At 49.6% G+C, this 19,643-nt stretch carries 13 protein-coding genes, 2 rRNA genes and 4 pseudogenes; 8 read left to right on the forward strand and 11 right to left on the reverse strand.

Annotated elements, in window-relative coordinates; genetic code table 11:
• Nucleotides 1-18 precede the first annotated feature (18 nt).
• Complete coding sequence (typA, locus tag CRI63_RS11365; RefSeq protein ID WP_135386915.1) at nucleotides 19-1,830, reverse strand: ribosome-dependent GTPase TypA; 1,812 nt, start codon at nucleotides 1,828-1,830, stop codon at nucleotides 19-21.
• Between the two features lie 385 nt (nucleotides 1,831-2,215).
• Between typA and glnA the strand changes: the two are divergent.
• The 4 genes and pseudogenes from glnA (at nucleotide 2,216) to CRI63_RS11385 (ending at nucleotide 6,494) form a co-directional block, all read left to right on the forward strand.
• Nucleotides 2,216-3,626, forward strand: a pseudogene (glnA, locus tag CRI63_RS11370) (glutamate--ammonia ligase).
• A 173-nt stretch (nucleotides 3,627-3,799) separates the two neighbouring features.
• Nucleotides 3,800-4,849 carry a nitrogen regulation protein NR(II) gene (glnL, locus tag CRI63_RS11375; protein WP_000190577.1) on the forward strand — a complete coding sequence of 350 codons (1,050 nt, stop codon included), beginning with the start codon at nucleotides 3,800-3,802 and terminating at the stop codon, nucleotides 4,847-4,849.
• 11 nt (nucleotides 4,850-4,860) lie between these two features.
• Nucleotides 4,861-6,270 (forward strand): nitrogen regulation protein NR(I), encoded by a 1,410-nt coding sequence (glnG, locus tag CRI63_RS11380; protein WP_088563506.1) that lies wholly within the window; start codon nucleotides 4,861-4,863, stop codon nucleotides 6,268-6,270.
• Nucleotides 6,271-6,383: 113 nt separating this feature from the next.
• Entirely contained in the window at nucleotides 6,384-6,494 is a 111-nt protein-coding gene (locus CRI63_RS11385; RefSeq protein ID WP_064527982.1) for a YshB family small membrane protein, read from the forward strand.
• 178 nt (nucleotides 6,495-6,672) lie between these two features.
• On the opposite strand, the gene hemN is transcribed toward CRI63_RS11385, so the two are convergent.
• The 3 genes and pseudogenes from hemN to CRI63_RS11405 all read right to left on the reverse strand — a co-directional run bounded on the left by hemN (nucleotide 6,673) and on the right by CRI63_RS11405 (nucleotide 9,030).
• Entirely contained in the window at nucleotides 6,673-8,046 is a 1,374-nt protein-coding gene (hemN, locus tag CRI63_RS11390) for an oxygen-independent coproporphyrinogen III oxidase (RefSeq protein WP_135519582.1), read from the reverse strand.
• A 188-nt stretch (nucleotides 8,047-8,234) separates the two neighbouring features.
• Nucleotides 8,235-8,745 (reverse strand): annotated as a pseudogene (gene yihI, locus CRI63_RS11395) (Der GTPase-activating protein YihI).
• A 118-nt stretch (nucleotides 8,746-8,863) separates the two neighbouring features.
• Nucleotides 8,864-9,030 (reverse strand): annotated as a pseudogene (locus CRI63_RS11405) (hypothetical protein).
• A 296-nt stretch (nucleotides 9,031-9,326) separates the two neighbouring features.
• Between CRI63_RS11405 and yihA the strand changes: the two are divergent.
• Complete coding sequence (gene yihA, locus CRI63_RS11410; RefSeq protein ID WP_130258776.1) at nucleotides 9,327-9,959, forward strand: ribosome biogenesis GTP-binding protein YihA/YsxC; 633 nt, start codon at nucleotides 9,327-9,329, stop codon at nucleotides 9,957-9,959.
• Between the two features lie 393 nt (nucleotides 9,960-10,352).
• Here yihA and polA read toward each other — a convergent pair whose 3' ends face one another.
• On the reverse strand, nucleotides 10,353-13,139 hold the full coding sequence (polA, locus tag CRI63_RS11415) for a DNA polymerase I (RefSeq protein ID WP_130209966.1): 2,787 nt from the start codon (nucleotides 13,137-13,139) through the stop codon (nucleotides 10,353-10,355).
• A gap of 363 nt (nucleotides 13,140-13,502) precedes the next feature.
• Between polA and CRI63_RS11425 the strand changes: the two genes are divergently transcribed.
• Nucleotides 13,503-14,435, forward strand: a complete 933-nt coding sequence (locus CRI63_RS11425; RefSeq protein WP_130216165.1) for an acyltransferase — start codon at nucleotides 13,503-13,505, stop codon at nucleotides 14,433-14,435.
• Between the two features lie 40 nt (nucleotides 14,436-14,475).
• On the opposite strand, the gene CRI63_RS11430 is transcribed toward CRI63_RS11425, so the two are convergent.
• The 4 genes and pseudogenes from CRI63_RS11430 to CRI63_RS11445 form a co-directional block, all read right to left on the reverse strand.
• A complete protein-coding gene (locus CRI63_RS11430; protein WP_135519586.1) occupies nucleotides 14,476-15,906 on the reverse strand; it encodes a DUF945 family protein in 1,431 nt (476 codons plus the stop codon).
• A 155-nt stretch (nucleotides 15,907-16,061) separates the two neighbouring features.
• Nucleotides 16,062-16,689: pseudogene (gene dsbA / locus CRI63_RS11435) on the reverse strand (thiol:disulfide interchange protein DsbA).
• Nucleotides 16,690-16,705: 16 nt separating this feature from the next.
• Nucleotides 16,706-17,692, reverse strand: coding sequence for a stress response kinase SrkA (srkA, locus tag CRI63_RS11440; protein ID WP_135519588.1), 987 nt, complete (start codon nucleotides 17,690-17,692; stop codon nucleotides 16,706-16,708).
• 76 nt (nucleotides 17,693-17,768) lie between these two features.
• On the reverse strand, nucleotides 17,769-18,038 hold the full coding sequence (locus CRI63_RS11445; protein ID WP_001295263.1) for a YihD family protein: 270 nt from the start codon (nucleotides 18,036-18,038) through the stop codon (nucleotides 17,769-17,771).
• Between the two features lie 69 nt (nucleotides 18,039-18,107).
• Between CRI63_RS11445 and mobA the strand changes: the two genes are divergently transcribed.
• Nucleotides 18,108-18,692 (forward strand): molybdenum cofactor guanylyltransferase MobA, encoded by a 585-nt coding sequence (mobA, locus tag CRI63_RS11450; RefSeq protein ID WP_135486870.1) that lies wholly within the window; start codon nucleotides 18,108-18,110, stop codon nucleotides 18,690-18,692.
• Nucleotides 18,674-19,201, forward strand: a complete 528-nt coding sequence (gene mobB / locus CRI63_RS11455; protein WP_135519590.1) for a molybdopterin-guanine dinucleotide biosynthesis protein MobB — start codon at nucleotides 18,674-18,676, stop codon at nucleotides 19,199-19,201. The genes mobA and mobB overlap by 19 nt, the downstream gene beginning before the upstream one ends.
• Nucleotides 19,202-19,304: 103 nt before the next feature.
• Here the strand turns inward: mobB and rrf are convergent.
• Both rrf and CRI63_RS11465 read right to left on the reverse strand, forming a co-directional pair.
• Nucleotides 19,305-19,420 (reverse strand): 5S ribosomal RNA (gene rrf, locus CRI63_RS11460).
• Nucleotides 19,421-19,516: 96 nt separating this feature from the next.
• Nucleotides 19,517-19,643 (reverse strand): 23S ribosomal RNA (locus tag CRI63_RS11465); the annotation flags it as partial.

The following is a 19,643-nucleotide window of genomic DNA, read 5'->3' on the forward strand; positions in this document are numbered from 1 at the left end:
TATGACTAAAAAACGAAATTAATCGTCTTTCGGTGCGCGGTTAGCGCGACGACGATCGTTTTCCGTCAGGTGACGTTTACGAATACGGATAGAGGTCGGAGTCACTTCTACCAGTTCGTCATCATCGATGAACTCCAGAGCTTGTTCCAGAGTCATGCGGATAGGCGGAACCAGAACAACGGCTTCGTCAGTACCGGAAGCACGCATGTTGGTCAGTTTCTTACCGGTCAGGCAGTTTACAGTCAGGTCGTTAGAGCGGCTGTGAATACCGATAATCTGACCTTCGTAAACTTCTGCACCGTGACCGAGGAACAGCTTACCGCGATCCTGCAGACCGAACAGCGCGAACGCTACCGCTTTACCCTGACCGTTAGAGATCAGTACGCCGTTCTGACGCTGACCTACTTCACCCGGACGAACGTCGTCGTAGTGGCTGAAGGTGGAGTACAGCAGACCTGTACCGGAAGTCATGGTCATGAACTCAGAACGGAAGCCGATCAGACCACGGCTTGGGATCACGTAGTCGAGACGTACGCGGCCTTTACCGTCTGGATTCATGTTTTTCAGGTCGCCTTTACGTTCGCCCAGCGCCTGCATCACAGAACCCTGATGCTGTTCTTCAACGTCCAGAGTCACGTTTTCATACGGCTCTTGTTTACGACCGTCGATTTCACGGAAGATAACTTTCGGACGGGATACCGCCAGTTCGAAACCTTCACGACGCATGTTTTCGATCAGAACAGACAGGTGCAGTTCGCCACGACCAGAAACGCGGAACGCATCGGCGTCTTCGGTTTCTTCTACGCGCAGCGCAACGTTGTGTACCAGTTCTTTGTTCAGACGGTCCAGGATCTGACGAGACGTTACGAACTTACCTTCTTTACCGCAGAACGGCGAGGTGTTAACGCAGAAGAACATAGAAACGGTCGGCTCATCAACGGAGAGTGCCGGCAGCGCTTCAACGTTTTGCGTGTCGCAAACGGTGTCAGAAATGTTCAGTTCGCCCAGGCCCGTGATCGCCACGATATCGCCAGCTTCCGCCAGATCGGTTTCGATACGTTCCAGACCGAGGTGGCCCAGCACTTTACCGACTTTCGCGTTGCGGGTTTTGCCTTCGCTATCGATGATAGTAACTTGCTGGTTCGGCTTCACTTTACCGCGCTTGATGCGGCCAATGCCGATAACACCAACATAGCTGTTGTAATCGAGCTGAGAAATCTGCATCTGGAACGGACCGTCAAGGTCAACGTCCGGCGCAGGAACGTGGTCAATAATCGCCTGATACAGCGGGGTCATGTCTTCCGCCATATCTTCGTGGTCCAGACCCGCGATACCGTTCAGCGCAGAAGCGTAAACGATCGGGAAGTCCAGCTGCTCGTCGGTCGCGTCGAGGTTTACGAACAGGTCGAATACCTGATCCACAACCCAGTCAGGACGCGCGCCAGGGCGGTCAACTTTGTTGATAACAACAATCGGCTTCAGGCCGTAAGCAAACGCTTTTTTGGTTACGAAGCGCGTTTGCGGCATCGGGCCGTCAAATGCGTCAACCACCAGCAGCACTGAGTCTACCATGGACATTACACGTTCAACTTCACCACCGAAGTCGGCGTGCCCCGGGGTATCAACGATATTGATACGGTAATCATTCCATTTGATAGCGGTGTTTTTCGCGAGGATGGTAATCCCACGCTCTTTCTCCAAATCGTTGGAGTCCATCACGCGCTCTTGGGTTTCGGCACGAGAGTCGAACGTACCGGATTGTTGGAGCAGCTTGTCTACCAGGGTGGTTTTACCATGGTCGACGTGCGCGATGATGGCGATATTACGCAATTTTTTCGATCACAACTTTGCCTCAGGCATTAGAAATAGCGCGTTATTGTACACGGATTAATCGCACTACAAAACAGGATCACAAACATCCTCCGCAAACAAGTATTGCAGAGTCCCTTTGTGATCGCTTTCACGGAGCATAAAAAGGGTTATCCAAAGGTCATTGCACCAACATGGTGCTTAATGTTTCCATTGAAGCACTATATTGGTGCAACATTCACATCATGGTGCAGCCCTTTTGCACGATGTTAAGCATGATAACGCCTTTTAGGGGCAATTTAAAAGTTGGCACAGTTTTCGCTTTATCTTTTTTACGGCGACACGGCCAAAATAATTGCAGATTTCGTTACCACGACGACAATGACCAATCCAGGAGAGTTAAAGTATGTCCGCTGAACACGTACTGACGATGCTGAACGAGCACGAAGTGAAGTTTGTTGATTTGCGCTTCACCGATACCAAAGGTAAAGAACAGCACGTCACTATCCCTGCTCATCAGGTGAATGCTGAATTCTTCGAAGAAGGCAAAATGTTTGACGGCTCCTCGATTGGCGGCTGGAAAGGCATTAACGAATCCGACATGGTGCTGATGCCAGACGCATCCACTGCAGTGATTGACCCGTTCTTCGCCGACTCCACCCTGATTATCCGTTGCGACATCCTTGAACCTGGCACCCTGCAAGGCTATGACCGTGACCCGCGCTCTATTGCGAAGCGCGCCGAAGATTACCTGCGTTCCACTGGCATTGCCGACACCGTACTGTTCGGGCCAGAACCTGAATTCTTCCTGTTCGATGACATCCGTTTCGGATCATCTATCTCCGGTTCTCACGTTGCTATCGACGATATCGAAGGCGCATGGAACTCCTCCACCCAATACGAAGGTGGTAACAAAGGTCACCGTCCGGCAGTGAAAGGCGGTTACTTCCCGGTGCCTCCGGTAGATTCTGCTCAGGATATCCGTTCTGAAATGTGTCTGGTGATGGAACAGATGGGTCTGGTGGTTGAAGCCCATCACCACGAAGTAGCGACTGCGGGTCAGAACGAAGTGGCTACCCGCTTCAATACCATGACCAAAAAAGCTGACGAAATTCAGATCTACAAATATGTTGTGCACAACGTAGCGCACCGCTTCGGCAAAACCGCGACCTTTATGCCAAAACCGACNGTTCGGTGATAACGGCTCCGGTATGCACTGCCACATGTCGCTGTCTAAAAACGGCGTTAACCTGTTCGCAGGCGACAAATACGCAGGTCTGTCTGAGCAGGCGCTGTACTACATTGGCGGCGTAATCAAACACGCTAAAGCGATTAACGCCCTGGCAAACCCGACCACCAACTCTTATAAGCGTCTGGTCCCGGGCTACGAAGCACCGGTAATGCTGGCTTACTCTGCGCGTAACCGTTCTGCGTCTATCCGTATTCCGGTGGTTTCTTCTCCGAAAGCACGTCGTATCGAAGTACGTTTCCCGGACCCGGCGGCTAACCCGTACCTGTGCTTTGCTGCCCTGCTGATGGCCGGTCTTGATGGTATCAAGAACAAGATCCATCCGGGCGAAGCCATGGACAAAAACCTGTATGACCTGCCGCCAGAAGAAGCGAAAGAGATCCCACAAGTTGCAGGCTCTCTGGAAGAAGCACTGAACGAACTGGATCTGGACCGCGAGTTCCTGAAAGCCGGTGGCGTGTTCACGGATGAAGCGATCGATGCGTACATCGCTCTGCGTCGCGAAGAAGATGACCGCGTGCGTATGACTCCGCATCCGGTAGAGTTTGAGCTGTACTACAGCGTCTAATAGTTGAAGTTGTACTACCCGGCGCAACAACGCCGGGATTTAGTTGCCGTGGAAACTTTCAGCCCATCTCTGCATGGGCTTTTTTCTCCGTCAATTCTCAGATGCTTCGCGCTTTTTATCCGTAAAAAGCTATAATGCACTAAAATGGTGCAACCTGTTCAGGAGACTGCTTTATGGCAACAGGCACGCAGCCCGATGCTGGGCAGATCCTCAACTCGCTGATTAACAGTATTTTGTTAATTGATGACAATCTGGCGATCCATTACGCCAACCCCGCCGCGCAACAACTGCTCGCCCAAAGCTCCCGCAAATTGTTTGGTACACCGTTACCGGAACTATTGAGCTACTTCTCATTAAATATCGAGCTGATGCAAGAAAGTCTGGAGGCGGGGCAAGGTTTTACCGATAACGAAGTGACGCTGGTCATCGACGGTCGCTCGCATATTCTTTCTGTGACGGCTCAGCGTATGCCGGACGGCATGATCCTGCTGGAGATGGCGCCGATGGATAACCAGCGCCGCTTAAGTCAGGAACAGCTACAACATGCTCAACAGGTTGCCGCCCGTGATTTAGTGCGCGGCCTGGCGCATGAGATTAAAAATCCGCTTGGCGGTTTACGTGGCGCGGCGCAGCTGCTCAGCAAAGCGTTACCTGACCCGTCGCTGCTGGAATATACCAAAGTGATTATCGAACAGGCGGACCGGCTGCGAAATTTGGTCGACCGTCTGTTGGGGCCGCAGCTGCCCGGTACGCGTGTCACCGAAAGTATTCACAAAGTGGCTGAACGCGTGGTGACGCTGGTGTCGATGGAACTGCCGGACAACGTGCGGTTGATTCGTGATTACGACCCCAGCCTGCCGGAACTGGCGCACGACCCGGATCAAATTGAGCAAGTGCTGCTGAATATTGTGCGCAATGCGCTACAGGCGCTGGGGCCGGAAGGTGGTGAAATCATTCTGCGTACCCGCACCGCGTTTCAACTGACCTTACACGGCGAACGATATCGGCTGGCGGCGCGGATTGATGTGGAAGATAACGGGCCAGGCATTCCGCCTCATTTGCAGGATACGCTGTTTTACCCGATGGTCAGCGGCCGCGAAGGTGGCACCGGGCTTGGCTTATCCATCGCCCGTAATTTGATTGATCAGCATTCAGGCAAAATTGAATTTACCAGTTGGCCAGGTCATACCGAGTTCTCGGTTTACCTGCCTATCAGGAAATAAAGGTGACGTTTATGCAACGAGGGATAGTCTGGGTAGTCGATGACGATAGTTCCATCCGTTGGGTGCTTGAACGTGCGCTCGCTGGGGCAGGTTTAACCTGTACGACGTTTGAGAACGGTGCGGAGGTACTGGAGGCGCTGGCGAGCAAAACGCCGGATGTGCTGCTTTCAGATATCCGTATGCCGGGAATGGACGGGCTGGCGCTGCTCAAGCAGATTAAACAGCGCCATCCGATGCTTCCGGTCATCATTATGACCGCACATTCCGATCTGGATGCTGCCGTCAGCGCCTATCAACAAGGGGCGTTTGATTATCTGCCTAAACCGTTTGATATCGACGAAGCCGTGGCGCTGGTTGAGCGCGCCATCAGTCATTACCAGGAACAGCAGCAGCCGCGTAATGTTCAGCTTAACGGCCCAACGACCGATATCATCGGCGAAGCGCCAGCCATGCAGGACGTGTTCCGTATTATCGGTCGGCTTTCGCGCTCTTCCATTAGCGTGCTGATCAACGGCGAATCCGGCACTGGTAAAGAACTGGTTGCTCATGCCCTGCATCGCCACAGCCCGCGAGCCAAAGCGCCGTTTATCGCGCTCAATATGGCTGCTATCCCGAAGGATTTGATCGAATCAGAACTGTTCGGTCACGAGAAAGGCGCGTTTACCGGCGCGAATACCATTCGTCAGGGGCGTTTTGAACAGGCCGATGGCGGCACGTTATTTCTCGATGAAATTGGCGATATGCCACTGGATGTGCAGACGCGTTTGCTGCGCGTGCTGGCAGACGGTCAGTTTTATCGCGTTGGCGGCTATGCGCCGGTGAAAGTGGATGTGCGGATTATCGCTGCCACTCACCAGAATCTCGAACAGCGGGTGCAGGAAGGCAAGTTCCGTGAGGATTTGTTCCACCGCCTGAACGTTATCCGTGTTCATCTGCCGCCGCTGCGTGAGCGTCGGGAAGATATTCCCCGTCTGGCACGCCATTTTTTACAAGTTGCCGCTCGCGAGCTGGGCGTAGAAGCAAAGTTGCTGCATCCGGAAACTGAAGCCGCTCTGACGCGTCTGGCGTGGCCAGGCAACGTGCGCCAGCTGGAAAACACCTGCCGCTGGCTAACGGTAATGGCTGCCGGACAGGAAGTGTTGATTCAGGATTTGCCTGGCGAACTGTTTGAATCAACCGTACCGGAAAGCACTTCACAAATGCAGCCGGACAGTTGGGCAACGCTGTTAGCACAGTGGGCAGATCGGGCGCTACGTTCCGGTCATCAAAACTTGCTGTCTGAAGCGCAACCAGAGCTGGAGCGGACGTTACTGACTACCGCGTTGCGACATACGCAGGGGCATAAACAGGAAGCAGCACGCTTACTTGGCTGGGGGCGTAACACCCTGACGCGTAAGTTAAAAGAGCTGGGGATGGAGTGATTCAGGCTCGCCATGTAAAGATTGATTATTGAGCGCAACTTGCTGTTATTTTGCGCTTTACTGTTCCGGTAAGTTCAGTATGATCATGCCCGAAAAACGGGGGGAGTGTCATTATGCTGGAATCAATAATTAATCTGCTATCAAGTGGCGCAGTTAACAGCCACACGCCGCAAACTGCCGTTGCTGCCGTGCTGTGTGCCGCAATGATTGGGCTGTTTAGCTGAGTTTCAGATTGCTGATGAAGTGCTCTTTGTTCATGCCGGATGCGGCGTGAACGCCTTCTCCGGCCTACAAAAACAGATTTTGTAGACCTGATAAGCGTAGCGCACCAGGCAACCTTGTTCTCAGCACATTGATGGCGCTTTCGTTTATCACCGTTGTAAACGAAGCGCCATTCACTATTTAAATCACCCGTGAGAACTGCTGCATTCGCGCTTTCTGGCGCAGATACGTATCAAAGCACATGCAAATGTTGCGGATCAGCAAGCGACCTTTCGCCGTCACCTGAATCCCCTTCTCATCCACATCCACCAGCCCGTCTTTTGCTAATGGGGCCAGCAGCTTGAGATCTTCCGCAAAGTAATCAGCGAAGTGCAAATCCCACTGTTGCTCAATGGGGGCGTAATCCAGACAGAAGTTGCAGATGAGCGACTTAATCACATCGCGGCGAATACAGTCATCGCGCGTTAGCGCAATACCACGCCACAACGCATCACCTTGTTCATCCACCTGCTGATAGTACTGCTTCAACTCTTTCTGGTTCTGCGCGTAGCAGTCGCCAATCATGCTGATGGCGGAAACGCCCATCCCAAGCAGGTCGGTATCGCCCTGGGTGGTGTAGCCCTGGAAGTTACGATGCAGCACGCCTTCACGCTGGGCCACTGCCAGCTCGTCATCCGGGCGAGCAAAGTGATCCATACCGATAAACTGATAGCCCGATTGTGTCAGGAAGGCGATGGTTTCCTGCAGAATATCGAGTTTTTGTTGCGGACTCGGCAAGTCAGCATCTTTGATTTTGCGCTGGGCGGCAAAAATAGTTGGCAGATGCGCGTAGTTAAAGACGCTCAGACGATCAGGGTTCAGCTCCGCCACGCGTTTCAGGGTAAAGGCGAAACTCTCCGGCGTCTGTTTCGGCAGGCCGTAAATCAGGTCAATGTTGGTGGAGGTAAAGCCAATCTCACGCGCATGGTTAAGCAGCGCAAAGATGAACTCTTCATCCTGCTCGCGGTTAACCAGACGCTGTACTTCTTTGTTGAAGTCCTGCACGCCCATGCTCAGGCGATTAAAGCCTTCCGCGCGTAAATGATCCAGTACATCCAGTTCGATTTCGCGCGGATCGACTTCGATTGAGATTTCCGCATCGGCATTGAACTGGAAGTTTTCGCGCAACAGCTTCATCAGGCGGCTGATTTGCGCTTTATTCAGGTATGTTGGCGTTCCACCGCCCCAGTGCAGCTGGCTCACCTTGCGCCCGGCAAAAAGCGGTGCACGATGAACGATTTCTTGCTCAAGCACGTCCAGATACTGGTCGGCCTTGTGCTGCTGACGAGTCACAATCTTGTTGCAACCGCAGAAGTAGCAAAGTTTGTGGCAGAACGGGATATGTACGTAGAGAGATAAGGGACGCTCAGGGTAGCGCGCCACGGCTTGTAAAAACGCCTGTTCGCCGAAGTCTTCTGAAAACTCCAGCGCGGTCGGGTACGAGGTGTATCGTGGCCCGGAATAGTTATATTTCTGGATCAGGGCCAGGTCCCAGTCGATTTGCTGTACAGACATGCTCACTCCTTCCGATGGCGTCTCTGGCGGCTACGGCGTACCGACGGATGCCCGTTTCGGGTCATCAGCCGGTTGCGCAGCCACTTTTGTCGCCGCGACAACCGCTGTAGTTTAACGAATAACCACACCAGATAACATATAACCGGAAGGGTTATCAGCAGAACGGGAAGGCCCACGGCGGCAATCCGTTAGTTGCCCCGCAGTAGACGCATCATGTCTTCTTGCTTCTCGTCTTCTTCCTCTTCTTCGTCGTCGTCATAAGAGAGGCCGAGTTTCTGCATCAGCTCATCAATACGATCCAGCTTGGCATCTACCCAGGATTGTTCTTCGGCACTCAGGGTTTCGCCTGCTTCCAGACGTTCCAGCAGCGCATCCAGACGCTCATCCGTCTCCAGTAACTCCAACTCCGCCTGCGGTGAAAGCATAGGTTTCTCACTCTTCGGTTTGTGCTGTTTGGTGACTTTTTCAGTCACGCCCAATGGAATAGGGGTTTTACTGCCAATACGTGGATCTTTCGGTGCATTCTGGCCTTTGCTACCCGAAGTAGCGCTACCGCCCGCTGCGCGGCTGCCTGGTGCATGACCACGACGTTTTTTCTTGGCGCTTGCGATCACGAGCTTCCTGATTCAGCTCTTCGCGGGTTTTACGACGCGCTTTTGCATGACCTTTGCTGCGTGAGTTTGAAGATGATGGTTTCATATCAATTCGTCTTTTAGCCGTTTTATTTAGTATAGATTTGCGGCGGAATCTAACAGAAAGCAAGCAAAGAAAAAAGGCGACAGATTACTCTGTCGCCTTTTTTCCTGACTCACAACCCTTAACGGGTCTTACAATCCTTGCAGGCCGCCAACACACCCTGTTTTTCCATTAGCCGGAACATTCCGTGTTGATTCCATTTCCCTTTAGTGACGTCTCCGGACGTTTGTCTTCCTGACAATCCTCTGTCTTCGCCTCCTGGCGCTCCTGACCCTCATCCTGAGTCATCGTTCCTGTTAGCGTCCTCGCTCTATGGGTGCTACTTTACGCTTCTGTGTTAAACAAACAATAAACTATCATCAGTATTTACTCATTTTCAGATTATTGTATAAAACTAATCACATGATTTATTTAGCCTATTTGACATGCGTCGCAGAAATTTCTCTTCGATTTCTCATAAAAACAATCGGCAATGTCTCACAAAGTACATGGTATTTACTTACACCGTTCACGCCGAAAAATCCGTCTTTTATTGTGGTTCAGGTATAATCGCCGCAAAGCTTTGACTGACGGAGACGACCGCTTTGACTAATTTGAATTATCAACAGACGCATTTTGTGATGAGTGCGCCTGATATTCGCCACTTACCTTCCGATACCGGGATCGAAGTGGCTTTTGCAGGCCGTTCCAACGCAGGTAAATCCAGCGCGCTGAACACGCTGACTAACCAGAAAAGCCTGGCGCGTACCTCGAAAACACCAGGACGTACCCAGCTTATCAACCTGTTTGAAGTGGCTGAGGGCAAACGTCTGGTCGACTTGCCTGGCTATGGCTACGCGGAAGTTCCTGAAGAGATGAAGCGCAAATGGCAGCGCGCGCTCGGTGAGTACCTCGAAAAACGTCAGAGTCTACAAGGCCTGGTCGTGCTGATGGATATTCGCCATCCGCTGAAAGATCTCGACCAGCAGATGATTGAGTGGGCGGTGGACAGCAATATCGCCGTACTGGTGTTGCTGACCAAAGCGGATAAACTGGCGAGCGGTGCACGTAAAGCGCAATTGAATATGGTGCGTGAAGCAGTGCTGGCGTTTAACGGTGATGTGCAGGTAGAGACATTCTCTTCTCTGAAGAAGCAAGGTGTGGATAAGCTGCGGCAGAAACTGGATACCTGGTTCAGCGAGATGCAGCCTGTAGAAGAAACGCAGGGCGGCGAATAATTTTCTAGCCCTTACGCATGTGCCGGATATCGCGTATCTGGCACATAAAATCATGCAAACTCAATGAGCTATTTTTCTACCGTAGGCCTGTTAAGCACAACGTATCCGGCAATACGGATCTTTTCTTTCGCACAATAAAAAAACGCCCCAGTCATTACTGACTGGGGCGGCTAAAAAATTCAGCCAAATCCGATTACGTGAAGTAAAAGGTCTGAAAGATAGAACATCTTACCTCTGTACCCTACGCGACTAACTTTACTCTTTTTTGTTCAGTTCAGAAAGCACTTTTTGTAATTTTTTTTTCAGTTGTTGCATAGGAATTTCTAGTACCCATCACAAATCGTGGCTGGTTATGTTGCTTAGTTACGAAAAAAAGGCTTGTTAAGGCAAATCTTAGTGCGCCTGATCCCAGTTTTCGCCACTACCCACTTCCACCAGCAACGGCACATCCAGGCGGGTACAGTTTTCCATCAACTGATGGATCTTCTTCGCTACCGCATCGACATCATCTTTATGAACTTCAAACACCAGTTCATCGTGTACCTGCATGATCATACGCACGCGCGGTTGCTCTTCCTGTAGCCAGGCATCAACGGCAATCATAGCCCGTTTGATGATATCCGCAGCGGTTCCCTGCATTGGTGCGTTAATGGCTGCACGTTCAGCCGCAGCACGGCGTGCACCGTTGCTGGATTTGATATCCGGCAGATAAAGGCGACGTCCGTCCAGGGTTTCAACGTATCCCTGCTCTTTCGCCTGAGCACGAGTGCGTTCCATATACTCCAGTACGCCTGGGTAGCGTTCGAAGTAAAGGTCCATGTACTTCTGTGCTTCTTTACGTGGAATGTTCAATTGCCGTGCCAGACCGAAAGCACTCATGCCATAAATCAGACCAAAGTTGATTGCTTTCGCGCTACGGCGTTGTTCGCTGGTGACGGTTTCCAGTGGCAAACCAAACACTTCTGCCGCCGTTGCCCGGTGGATATCTTTTCCTTCTGCAAATGCGGTCAGCAAGCCTTTGTCTCGTGAAAGATGCGCCATAATGCGCAGTTCAATCTGCGAGTAGTCCGCCGAGACAATCACATAATCCTGTGGCGCAATAAACGCCTGGCGGATACGGCGGCCTTCTTCGTTACGCACCGGAATGTTTTGCAGGTTAGGATCGGTTGAGGATAAACGCCCCGTCGCAGTTACCGCCTGGTGATAAGAGGTATGCACGCGTCCGGTTTTCGGGTTGATCATCAGCGGCAGCTTGTCGGTGTAAGTCGATTTCAGCTTCGCCAGACCACGATACTCCAGAATCACTTTTGGCAACGGATAGTCCAGCGCCAGTTCTTCCAGTACCTCTTCCGACGTTGACGGCGCACCACCCGGCGTTTTCTTCAGCGGCTTAATACCCTGTTTTTCAAAAAGAATAGTTTGCAGTTGCTTGGTGGAAGAAAGGTTAAATTCTTCACCTGCAATTTCATGCGCTTTCTTTTCCAGTTCTGCTAAACGCAGGGTGAGTTCTTCAGAATGATTGTGCAGCACTTTCGGGTCGATCTTCACACCGTTGCGTTCGATGCGCGAAAGCACCGGTACCAGCGGCATTTCGATGTTTTCGAAGACGTTCAGTGGCCCTTTGTGTTTTTGCAGATCCGGCCACATTTTCAGATGCAGCTGCAAGGTGACATCCGCATCTTCGGCAGCATAGCGTCCGGCCTCTTCCAGGGCAATCTGGTTAAAGGTCAGTTGGTTTTTACCTTTACCGGCAATCTCTTCAAAAGTGATAGTTTTATGTTTCAACCACCGTTCCGCGAGGCTGTCCATATCGTGGCGACCGGCAACGCTGTTGAGAATGTAGGACTCGAGCATGGTATCAAAGGCAATCCCCCGCAGCTCAATGCCGTAATTCGCCAGAATGCCGCGATCGTATTTCAGGTTTTGCCCGACCTTCAGCGCCTTTTCATCTTCCAGCAGCGGTTTTAGCAGCTCGAGTGCACGCTCGCGGGAGATCTGATCGGGCGCATCAAGATAATCATGAGCAACCGGAATATAGGCCGCTACGCCTGGCTCAATAGCAAAAGAAAGCCCGACCAGGTTGGCAGAGATGTTATCGAGGCTGTCAGTTTCGGTATCAAACGCAAATACAGGCGCTTTTTCCAGCTTCGTAATCCATGCTTTTAGAGTTTCTTCGTCCAGAATAGTGACGTAGTTATCGTAAGAAATCGCTGTTGCAGTCACTTCGGGTGTTTCGTCGACAACAATGGTTTCCTGCGGCTTCGCAGCTGGTTTTGCCCCTTTGGCCTGTAACCATTTGCCCGCTTCGACATCAGCAGTCCAACGCTTGAACTCATACTTTTTGAACAGCCCCAACAACTCTTCAGCCGCCGGTTGTTGTACTTCCAGTTGTTCGCAGGTCAGTTCCAGTTCAACGTCGGTTTTAATCGTCGCCAGCTGGTAAGAGAGATAGGCCACCTCTTTATTTTGCTCAAGCTTCGCCGCCATTGTTTTCGCGCCACGGAAGCTCAATCCAGCAATTTTTTCCGGCTCGGCATACAGCGTATCCAGGCCGCCAAGACCTTGTAGCAGCGCCTGCGCGGTTTTTTCGCCGACGCCCGGTACGCCAGGAATGTTATCAGAAGAGTCGCCCATCAGCGCGAGGAAGTCGATGATCAGTTCTGGCGGTACGCCGTACTTATTCACCACCTCTTCCGGGCCGAGGATAGTATTTGTCATGGTGTTGATAAGCGTAATATTTGGCGTCACCAGCTGCGCCATATCTTTATCACCGGTGCTGATCAATACCGGACGCCCGGCTTTTTCGGCTTCGCGCGCCAGAGTACCGATAACGTCGTCTGCTTCTACGCCAGAAACGGCCAGCAGAGGCAGCCCCATCGCTTTTACCATAGTGTGCAGGGGTTCGATCTGCGCGCGCAAATCGTCCGGCATTGGCGGGCGATGTGATTTGTAATGTTCAAACAGTTCATCACGAAAGGTTTTTCCCTTGGCGTCAAAGACCACCGCTGCATGCGTCGGTTGGTATTGCATGATCAGACTACGCAGCATGTTGAGGACACCGTACATCGCACCGGTTGGCTCGCCTGCGCTGTTAGTCAGCGGCGGAAACGCGTGATATGCGCGATAAAGATAAGATGAACCATCTACAAGGATTAGTGGGTTTTGGGGGATCTGAACCATAATGTCCGTGCCTGTTTATCAGATTATGCGTAAAGGATGCCACAGACAGGATGAAAACATGAGTTTTTCACCGCTTTTCGTGAAAATCTTTTGTAGATCTTGTGGATCGCTCGCAAATCGTCATGTGGATAACTTTGTGTATAAATTATTTACATCACTTTTAATTTATTATCATGCTTGTTACAGCATTATATTTGTTGTTGTTTTTCATAAAGTTAAAAATAAAATCATTGCTGGTGATTGAGTAATAGGGATTTTTTCTAATGTGGATAGATATGAATTATTTTTCTATCTAAGGATCATCCGTTATTTGGGCCGTTTTCTGCTAAAATCTGCGCCTTGCGCTTCTTTAGCGCACTGTCTATGGCTAACCTTTTGAATAATTTAATTATGACGAGAATACTCGCTGCGATAACACTTTTGGTGAGTATCGTATTGACCATTTTGGTCACCATTTTTTGTTCTGTCCCGATCATCATTGCCGGGATCGTAAAACTATTGTTACCTGTGCCAGTGATTTGGCGAAAGGTATCGCTTTTTTGTGATTTTATGATGTATTGCTGGTGTGAAGGATTAGCGCTATTACTGCACCTTAACCCGCACCTGCAATGGGAAGTTCGCGGACTGGAAGAGCTAAGTAAAAAGAACTGGTATCTGCTTATTTGTAACCACCGCAGTTGGGCTGATATTGTTGTACTGTGCGTGTTGTTTCGTAAGCATATTCCAATGAACAAATATTTTCTCAAGCAGCAACTGGCCTGGGTGCCTTTCCTTGGCCTGGCATGCTGGGCGCTGGATATGCCATTTATGAAGCGCTATTCCCGCGCTTATTTGATACGTCATCCGGAACGGCGCGGTAAAGATGTTGAAACCACTCGCCGATCTTGCGAAAAGTTTCGCCTGCATCCCACCACGATTGTGAATTTTGTTGAAGGCTCCCGTTTTACTGAACAGAAACACCAGCAAACCCACTCGACATTTAAAAATCTCCTGCCTCCCAAAGCCGCCGGTATCGCGATGGCGCTGAATGTGCTGGGTAAACAATTCGATAAACTACTCAATGTTACGCTGTGTTATCCGGACAATAACCGTCAGCCATTCTTCGATATGTTAAGTGGCAAACTGACGCGGATTGTCGTGCATGTGGATTTACAACCTATTGCTGAAGAGTTGCATGGCGACTATATCAATGACAAAAGCTTCAAACGTCATTTTCAGCAGTGGCTGAACACACTGTGGCAGGAAAAAGACCGACTTCTGACTTCACTGATGTCATCACGGCATCAGGATAAGTAGTTATAACTCGCCTCCGTATTAGCAGAGGCGAGTTATCATTTTAATGCACTAAACGTCCGGCACGAGACATAAATTCTTCTTCGCTCATCTCCTGACCGTTAAAAACAACTTTACCTGGCAAATAATGCAGTTGCAGCGAGGCAATATTGTTGTCAATTGTGATTAACTGAAACATCTTACCTAATGTTGCCATTCCGCCGATTTGTTTATCAGCCAGCTTTTGAGCTTTTTCAGCATCCATTCCTTCAGATAAATTAAGCTGTTTAGCTATTTCAGTGACGACATTAATCGGTACATTCATATCCAGATTGAACGATTTAATATCTTTGTTTGTGGATGATGAAGATTTGGCTGGATCGACAATACTAATATCCAGATTAGCATTTAGTTCACCGACAGCGTTCTTCCAGCTTACAGGTAGTTTAATGATCGGCTCACTTTTTTGTAATAACGGTAAATACTCTTTGAACAATGCAGTATTCATTGCTTCCAGTGCATCTTCATCATTTACTAACTCGGGGTGTGCAGCAAGTTGCTTCTGCGTCGCAATGTTGTACTGGATGATAAACTGGCGAACTGCTAAGGGATCAATAGATTCAGCAATCAATGACCACTGACCGCTACCGAGTTGTTGATTCCCTTTTGTTAACTTATCAATTTCGTAAGTCAGATTGACATTGATATAATCTTTATCTTTTACGCGTTCTAGTGTGGTTTTCGCGACAAAAGCGTCGAGTTTGGCAACTTCGTTACCGTGATTGACAATGCTAATCTGATTAAATTTCGACTCGCTTTCACCAACCGGAAATTTCTTTTCTTCTAATCGCGTCAGAGAATTAATGGTAAAACTTTTCGCCGTGACTTTGTTCATTGGCGATAATTCCAGAACAATATCTTCGACTTTGCCTTCAACATCCAGATTAGACAATGAACTGTCATCACCATTAAAAGTAAACTGACCTTCACCAAAGGAGAGTTTTCCATACTCTGCAGGGGCAACGTCCAGAGTTGTAGAGAAAGAACCGCCAAAGGCGAATCGCAATGTCGCTTCGACGGGCGCTCTATCTTTTGCAGCAATAAATAGCGACTGTGTCAGTTCATTATTGACTAATTTAACTTTTGCTGCCGCCATAGCAGGTAAGATATTGCCGCTTTTTAACATTGATAGCGGCAAGGGACCATGATCGACATCCACATCAAATGCAATACCTTGTCCTGGCTTGATATTGAGATCTGGCGCACCTTTATCAAAGGTAATAAGCATTTGAAAATGAGAGCTAAAAAAACCTTTGTCAAAGTTTTTATAGCTGGCGGTCATATCATAGGCATGCTCTCCCTTCTTTTTACTGTCGTTAAAATCTTTAATAAATTTTTCGACGCCAGACTGGATTTGAGTCCCTTCATACCATGTTCCACCGCCCCAAATAATGGCTAATGCAACAATAACACCTGTGGCTGACTTACGTATCATTTCTATTATTCCCTGATAAAACAGCAAAACTTTTAATATCCGCGCTTGATATTAAAATGTCCAGAAACGAGGTGAATTATCAGAAAGTATTTATATTGATTAAACAACAAAAAAAGCCCGTGAATATTCACGGGCTTTATGTGAATTACAATAAATTATTTTTTCTCAGACAGATATTTCACTGTATCAGCATACTGCTGAACAAAAACATCCATATTGCTGGTATCCATACCCTGCGGATTCAGCTGATATTTACCGTTAACAAACATCGCTGGAACGCCACGCAATTGTACATCTGCAGCCGCTTTTTCTTGCTGTGCGACCAGAGATTTAACAACAAAGCTGTTCCATGCTGCATCATACTCTTCACCTTTGATACCTGCGTTGATGAAGACATCACGAATGTCGGCCGTAGAGCGAATGGTCTGTGTTTTCTGTACGCCTTCAAACAGTGGTACAGTCACTTTATCTTCTACGCCCAGCGCCATCGCCACAGCCCACGCTTGTGTCAGAGATTGCCCCAGCTCCCCGCCCATGAAGTTGACGTGGTATTTAGTCATCTTCACACCTTCCGGCAGTTTTTTTCTTCACATTCTCAGAAATATGCAGAACTTCTTCAAACTGATAGCAGTGTGGGCAGAAGAAAGAGAAAAACTCCAGCACTTGCGGTGCGCCAGCAACCGGCTTTTCCAGCGTGGTGTATTGTTTACCATCTTCATACTGCGCCGCCGATGCGCTAAACGCTAAAACCAAACCAGCCAGCGCCAGCCAAATCTTTTTCATGATCTACTCTCTCCGATTAATACATAGGTGTTAATTGCAAAGGGGGTTCTTGTAGAACTTTTGCCTGTTCTATAAAAGTCGCCGTCTGTCGCAGCCAGTAATCTTCCCCGGTTAACCACGGGAAATTTTTCGGGAACGCGGGATCAGCCCAACGCCGCATTAGCCAGGCAAGATAATAAACCAAACGCATGGCGCGTAAAGGTTCAATCAGTCCGATTTCAGCGGTGTCGAACTCGCTAAATTCTTCATAAGCTTCAATAATAGTTTCTAACTGCATCCGCTGCTCAGCTTTATCGCCATTCAGCAACATCCACAGGTCCTGAATTGCAGGGCCATTACGCGCATCATCCAGATCGACAAACATTGGGCCATCGCGCCAGAGAATATTTCCGGCATGGCAGTCACCATGTAATCGCAGAACGGTGAAGTCCTCCCGCCAGTGTGCTGTAACGGCGGTAATAAGCTCATCCGTTGCCTTAAGGAAGGCCGCTTTCAGCCCAGAAGGTATCAGCGTAGCATTTTCAAACAGCTTGCGTGGTTCAATGAGATATTCATTCAGACCGATGGTTGGGCGATGGATAAAAAGCTGTTTGCGCCCCGTCTGGTGCATGCGCCCTAAATAACGCCCAACCGCTTCCATCTGATCAATATTATCGGCTTCGAACTGACGACCACCGACGCTTGGGAAAACGGCAAAATAAAATCCCTGATGAATCAATAAAGTCTGACCGTTAAAGGCCACAGGTGCTGCGACCGGAACTTCATCGCTTACCAGCTGCAACGCAAATTGATGTTCTTCGAGGATTTGATCGGCTGTCCAACGTTCAGGGCGATAAAATTTGACGACAAAACGTCGACGATCTTCGTCCTGAAATTGATAGACACGGTTTTCATAGCTGTTAAGCGGGGTAAGACCGGAATCCACCCGGATCCCATGCTCAAACAGAGCATCCATGATGGTATCCGGGTGTAGTGTCTGGAAAGTAAAAGCGCTGTTGTTCATCCCATCATCCGGAAAACATTACGAATGATGAAGGATATCATTTCACAATGATTTTGTTGGTAGCGCTTACAAGCTTTTACTCTTTAATTACGCCACGCGCGCGTAATAGCGCCGTTTTGAAGTCTTCTTCATAATCTTTCTGCAACCCAGGGATCACCGCATCTTTCGCGGAATCGCGCATTTTCAGGTGATAGATCAGAATGTCATCCGTCAAATCCGCCAGTTCGCCGTCAAAACCTGACTCTTTCGCCAGTTTCTGCAAAAATTGCAGCAGGTTAAGGTCTGGCTCTTTTTGCCAGGCTGGCTGGAGGAGTTCAATAACTTCATTCAGACGTTTACATTTCATAGTAATGCTCCTTACTCTTGAGACAGACACGTTAGCAGGGTCAATCCCACAATAAAAGAGGCGATATCGGTGAATCTGATGACGACGATAACAGGCGTTGTGCTGGCAGGCGGTAAAGCCAGACGAATGGGCGGCGTAGATAAAGGATTGCTTGAATTAAACGGCAAACCGTTGTGGCAACATGTCGCTGACGCGCTTATGGCGCAGCTGTCTCACGTCGTGGTTAATGCCAATCGTCATCAGGAAATCTATCAGGCCAGTGGTCTGAAAGTAATAGCGGATTCACTGGCGGATTATCCTGGCCCGCTGGCGGGAATGCTTTCGGTAATGCAGCAGGAAGCAGGTGAGTGGTTTCTGTTTTGTCCGTGCGATACGCCTTATATTCCCCACGATTTAGTCTCCCGGCTTAATCATCAGCGCAAAGATGCACCTGTTGTGTGGGTCCATGACGGTGAACGCGATCATCCAACTATTGCTCTGGTAAATCGCGCTATTGAGCCGTTGTTGCAGGAATATCTGCAAGCAGGAGAACGCCGGGTAATGGCATTTATGAATCTTGCTGGCGGTCACGCGGTTGATTTTAGCGACCGTAAAGAAGCATTTGTGAACGTGAATACGCCAGAGGAGCTTGCCCGATGGCAGGAAAAACAATGATACCGCTACTCGCCTTTGCCGCGTGGAGCGGCACCGGAAAAACGACGCTGTTGAAAAAACTTATCCCGGTATTATGCGCCAGAGGGATCCGCCCGGGGCTGATTAAACATACGCATCATGATATGGATGTCGATAAACCGGGCAAAGATAGCTATGAGCTGCGCAAGGCTGGCGCGGCACAAACCATCGTTGCCAGCCAGCAGCGTTGGGCGCTAATAACGGAGACGCCAGACGAAGAAGCGCTGGATCTGAATTTTCTCGCAAGTCGAATGGATACCTCAAAGCTGGATCTGATTCTGGTTGAAGGGTTCAAGCATGAAGAGATCGCGAAGATTGTGCTGTTTCGCGATGGAGTTGGACATCGACCGGAAGAATTAGTGATAGACAGGCATGTTATTGCTGTAGCCAGTGATGTGCCGCTTAATCTTGATGTCGCGTTACTGGATATCAATGATATTGAGGGGCTGGCTGATTTTGTGGTGGAGTGGATGCAAAAGCAGGCCGGATAAGCAAGAGTAGGCTGGAGAAGACGCGCCAGCGTCGCATCCGGCATTTTTTTCTGCATCAACGCAAAAAGGCCATCCTGACGGATGGCCTTCTGCTTTATCTGATGCCTGGCAGTTCCCTACTCTCGCATGGGGAGACCCCACACTACCATCGGCGCTACGGCGTTTCACTTCTGAGTTCGGCATGGGGTCAGGTGGGACCACCGCGCTACGGCCGCCAGGCAAATTCTGTTTTATTAACCCGCTTACGCCGGTTAATCTAATCTGTTATCAAGCTTACTTATCGATGTCTCATCCGCCAAACATCTTCGGCGTTGTAAGGTTAAGCCTCACGGTTCATTAGTACCGGTTAGCTCAACGCATCGCTGCGCTTACACACCCGGCCTATCAACGTCGTCGTCTTCAACGTTCCTTCAGGAGACTTAAAGTCTCAGGGAGNCTCATC

Source organism: Escherichia sp. E2661, assembly GCF_004745185.1.
In the GTDB taxonomy this organism is placed as follows: domain Bacteria; phylum Pseudomonadota; class Gammaproteobacteria; order Enterobacterales; family Enterobacteriaceae; genus Escherichia.

Bases quoted from the DNA above. Each gene is read 5' to 3' on its own strand.
- glnL (WP_000190577.1), top strand. From the start codon at position 3,800: ATGGCAACAGGCACGCAGCCCGATGCTGGGCAGATCCTCAACTCGCTG.
- glnG (WP_088563506.1), top strand. From the start codon at position 4,861: ATGCAACGAGGGATAGTCTGGGTAGTCGATGACGATAGTTCCATCCGT.
- CRI63_RS11385 (WP_064527982.1), top strand. From the start codon at position 6,384: ATGCTGGAATCAATAATTAATCTGCTATCAAGTGGCGCAGTTAACAGC.
- hemN (WP_135519582.1), bottom strand. From the start codon at position 8,046: ATGTCTGTACAGCAAATCGACTGGGACCTGGCCCTGATCCAGAAATAT.
- polA (WP_130209966.1), bottom strand. From the start codon at position 13,139: ATGGTTCAGATCCCCCAAAACCCACTAATCCTTGTAGATGGTTCATCT.
- CRI63_RS11425 (WP_130216165.1), top strand. From the start codon at position 13,503: ATGGCTAACCTTTTGAATAATTTAATTATGACGAGAATACTCGCTGCG.
- CRI63_RS11430 (WP_135519586.1), bottom strand. From the start codon at position 15,906: ATGATACGTAAGTCAGCCACAGGTGTTATTGTTGCATTAGCCATTATT.
- srkA (WP_135519588.1), bottom strand. From the start codon at position 17,692: ATGAACAACAGCGCTTTTACTTTCCAGACACTACACCCGGATACCATC.
- CRI63_RS11445 (WP_001295263.1), bottom strand. From the start codon at position 18,038: ATGAAATGTAAACGTCTGAATGAAGTTATTGAACTCCTCCAGCCAGCC.
- mobB (WP_135519590.1), top strand. From the start codon at position 18,674: ATGGCAGGAAAAACAATGATACCGCTACTCGCCTTTGCCGCGTGGAGC.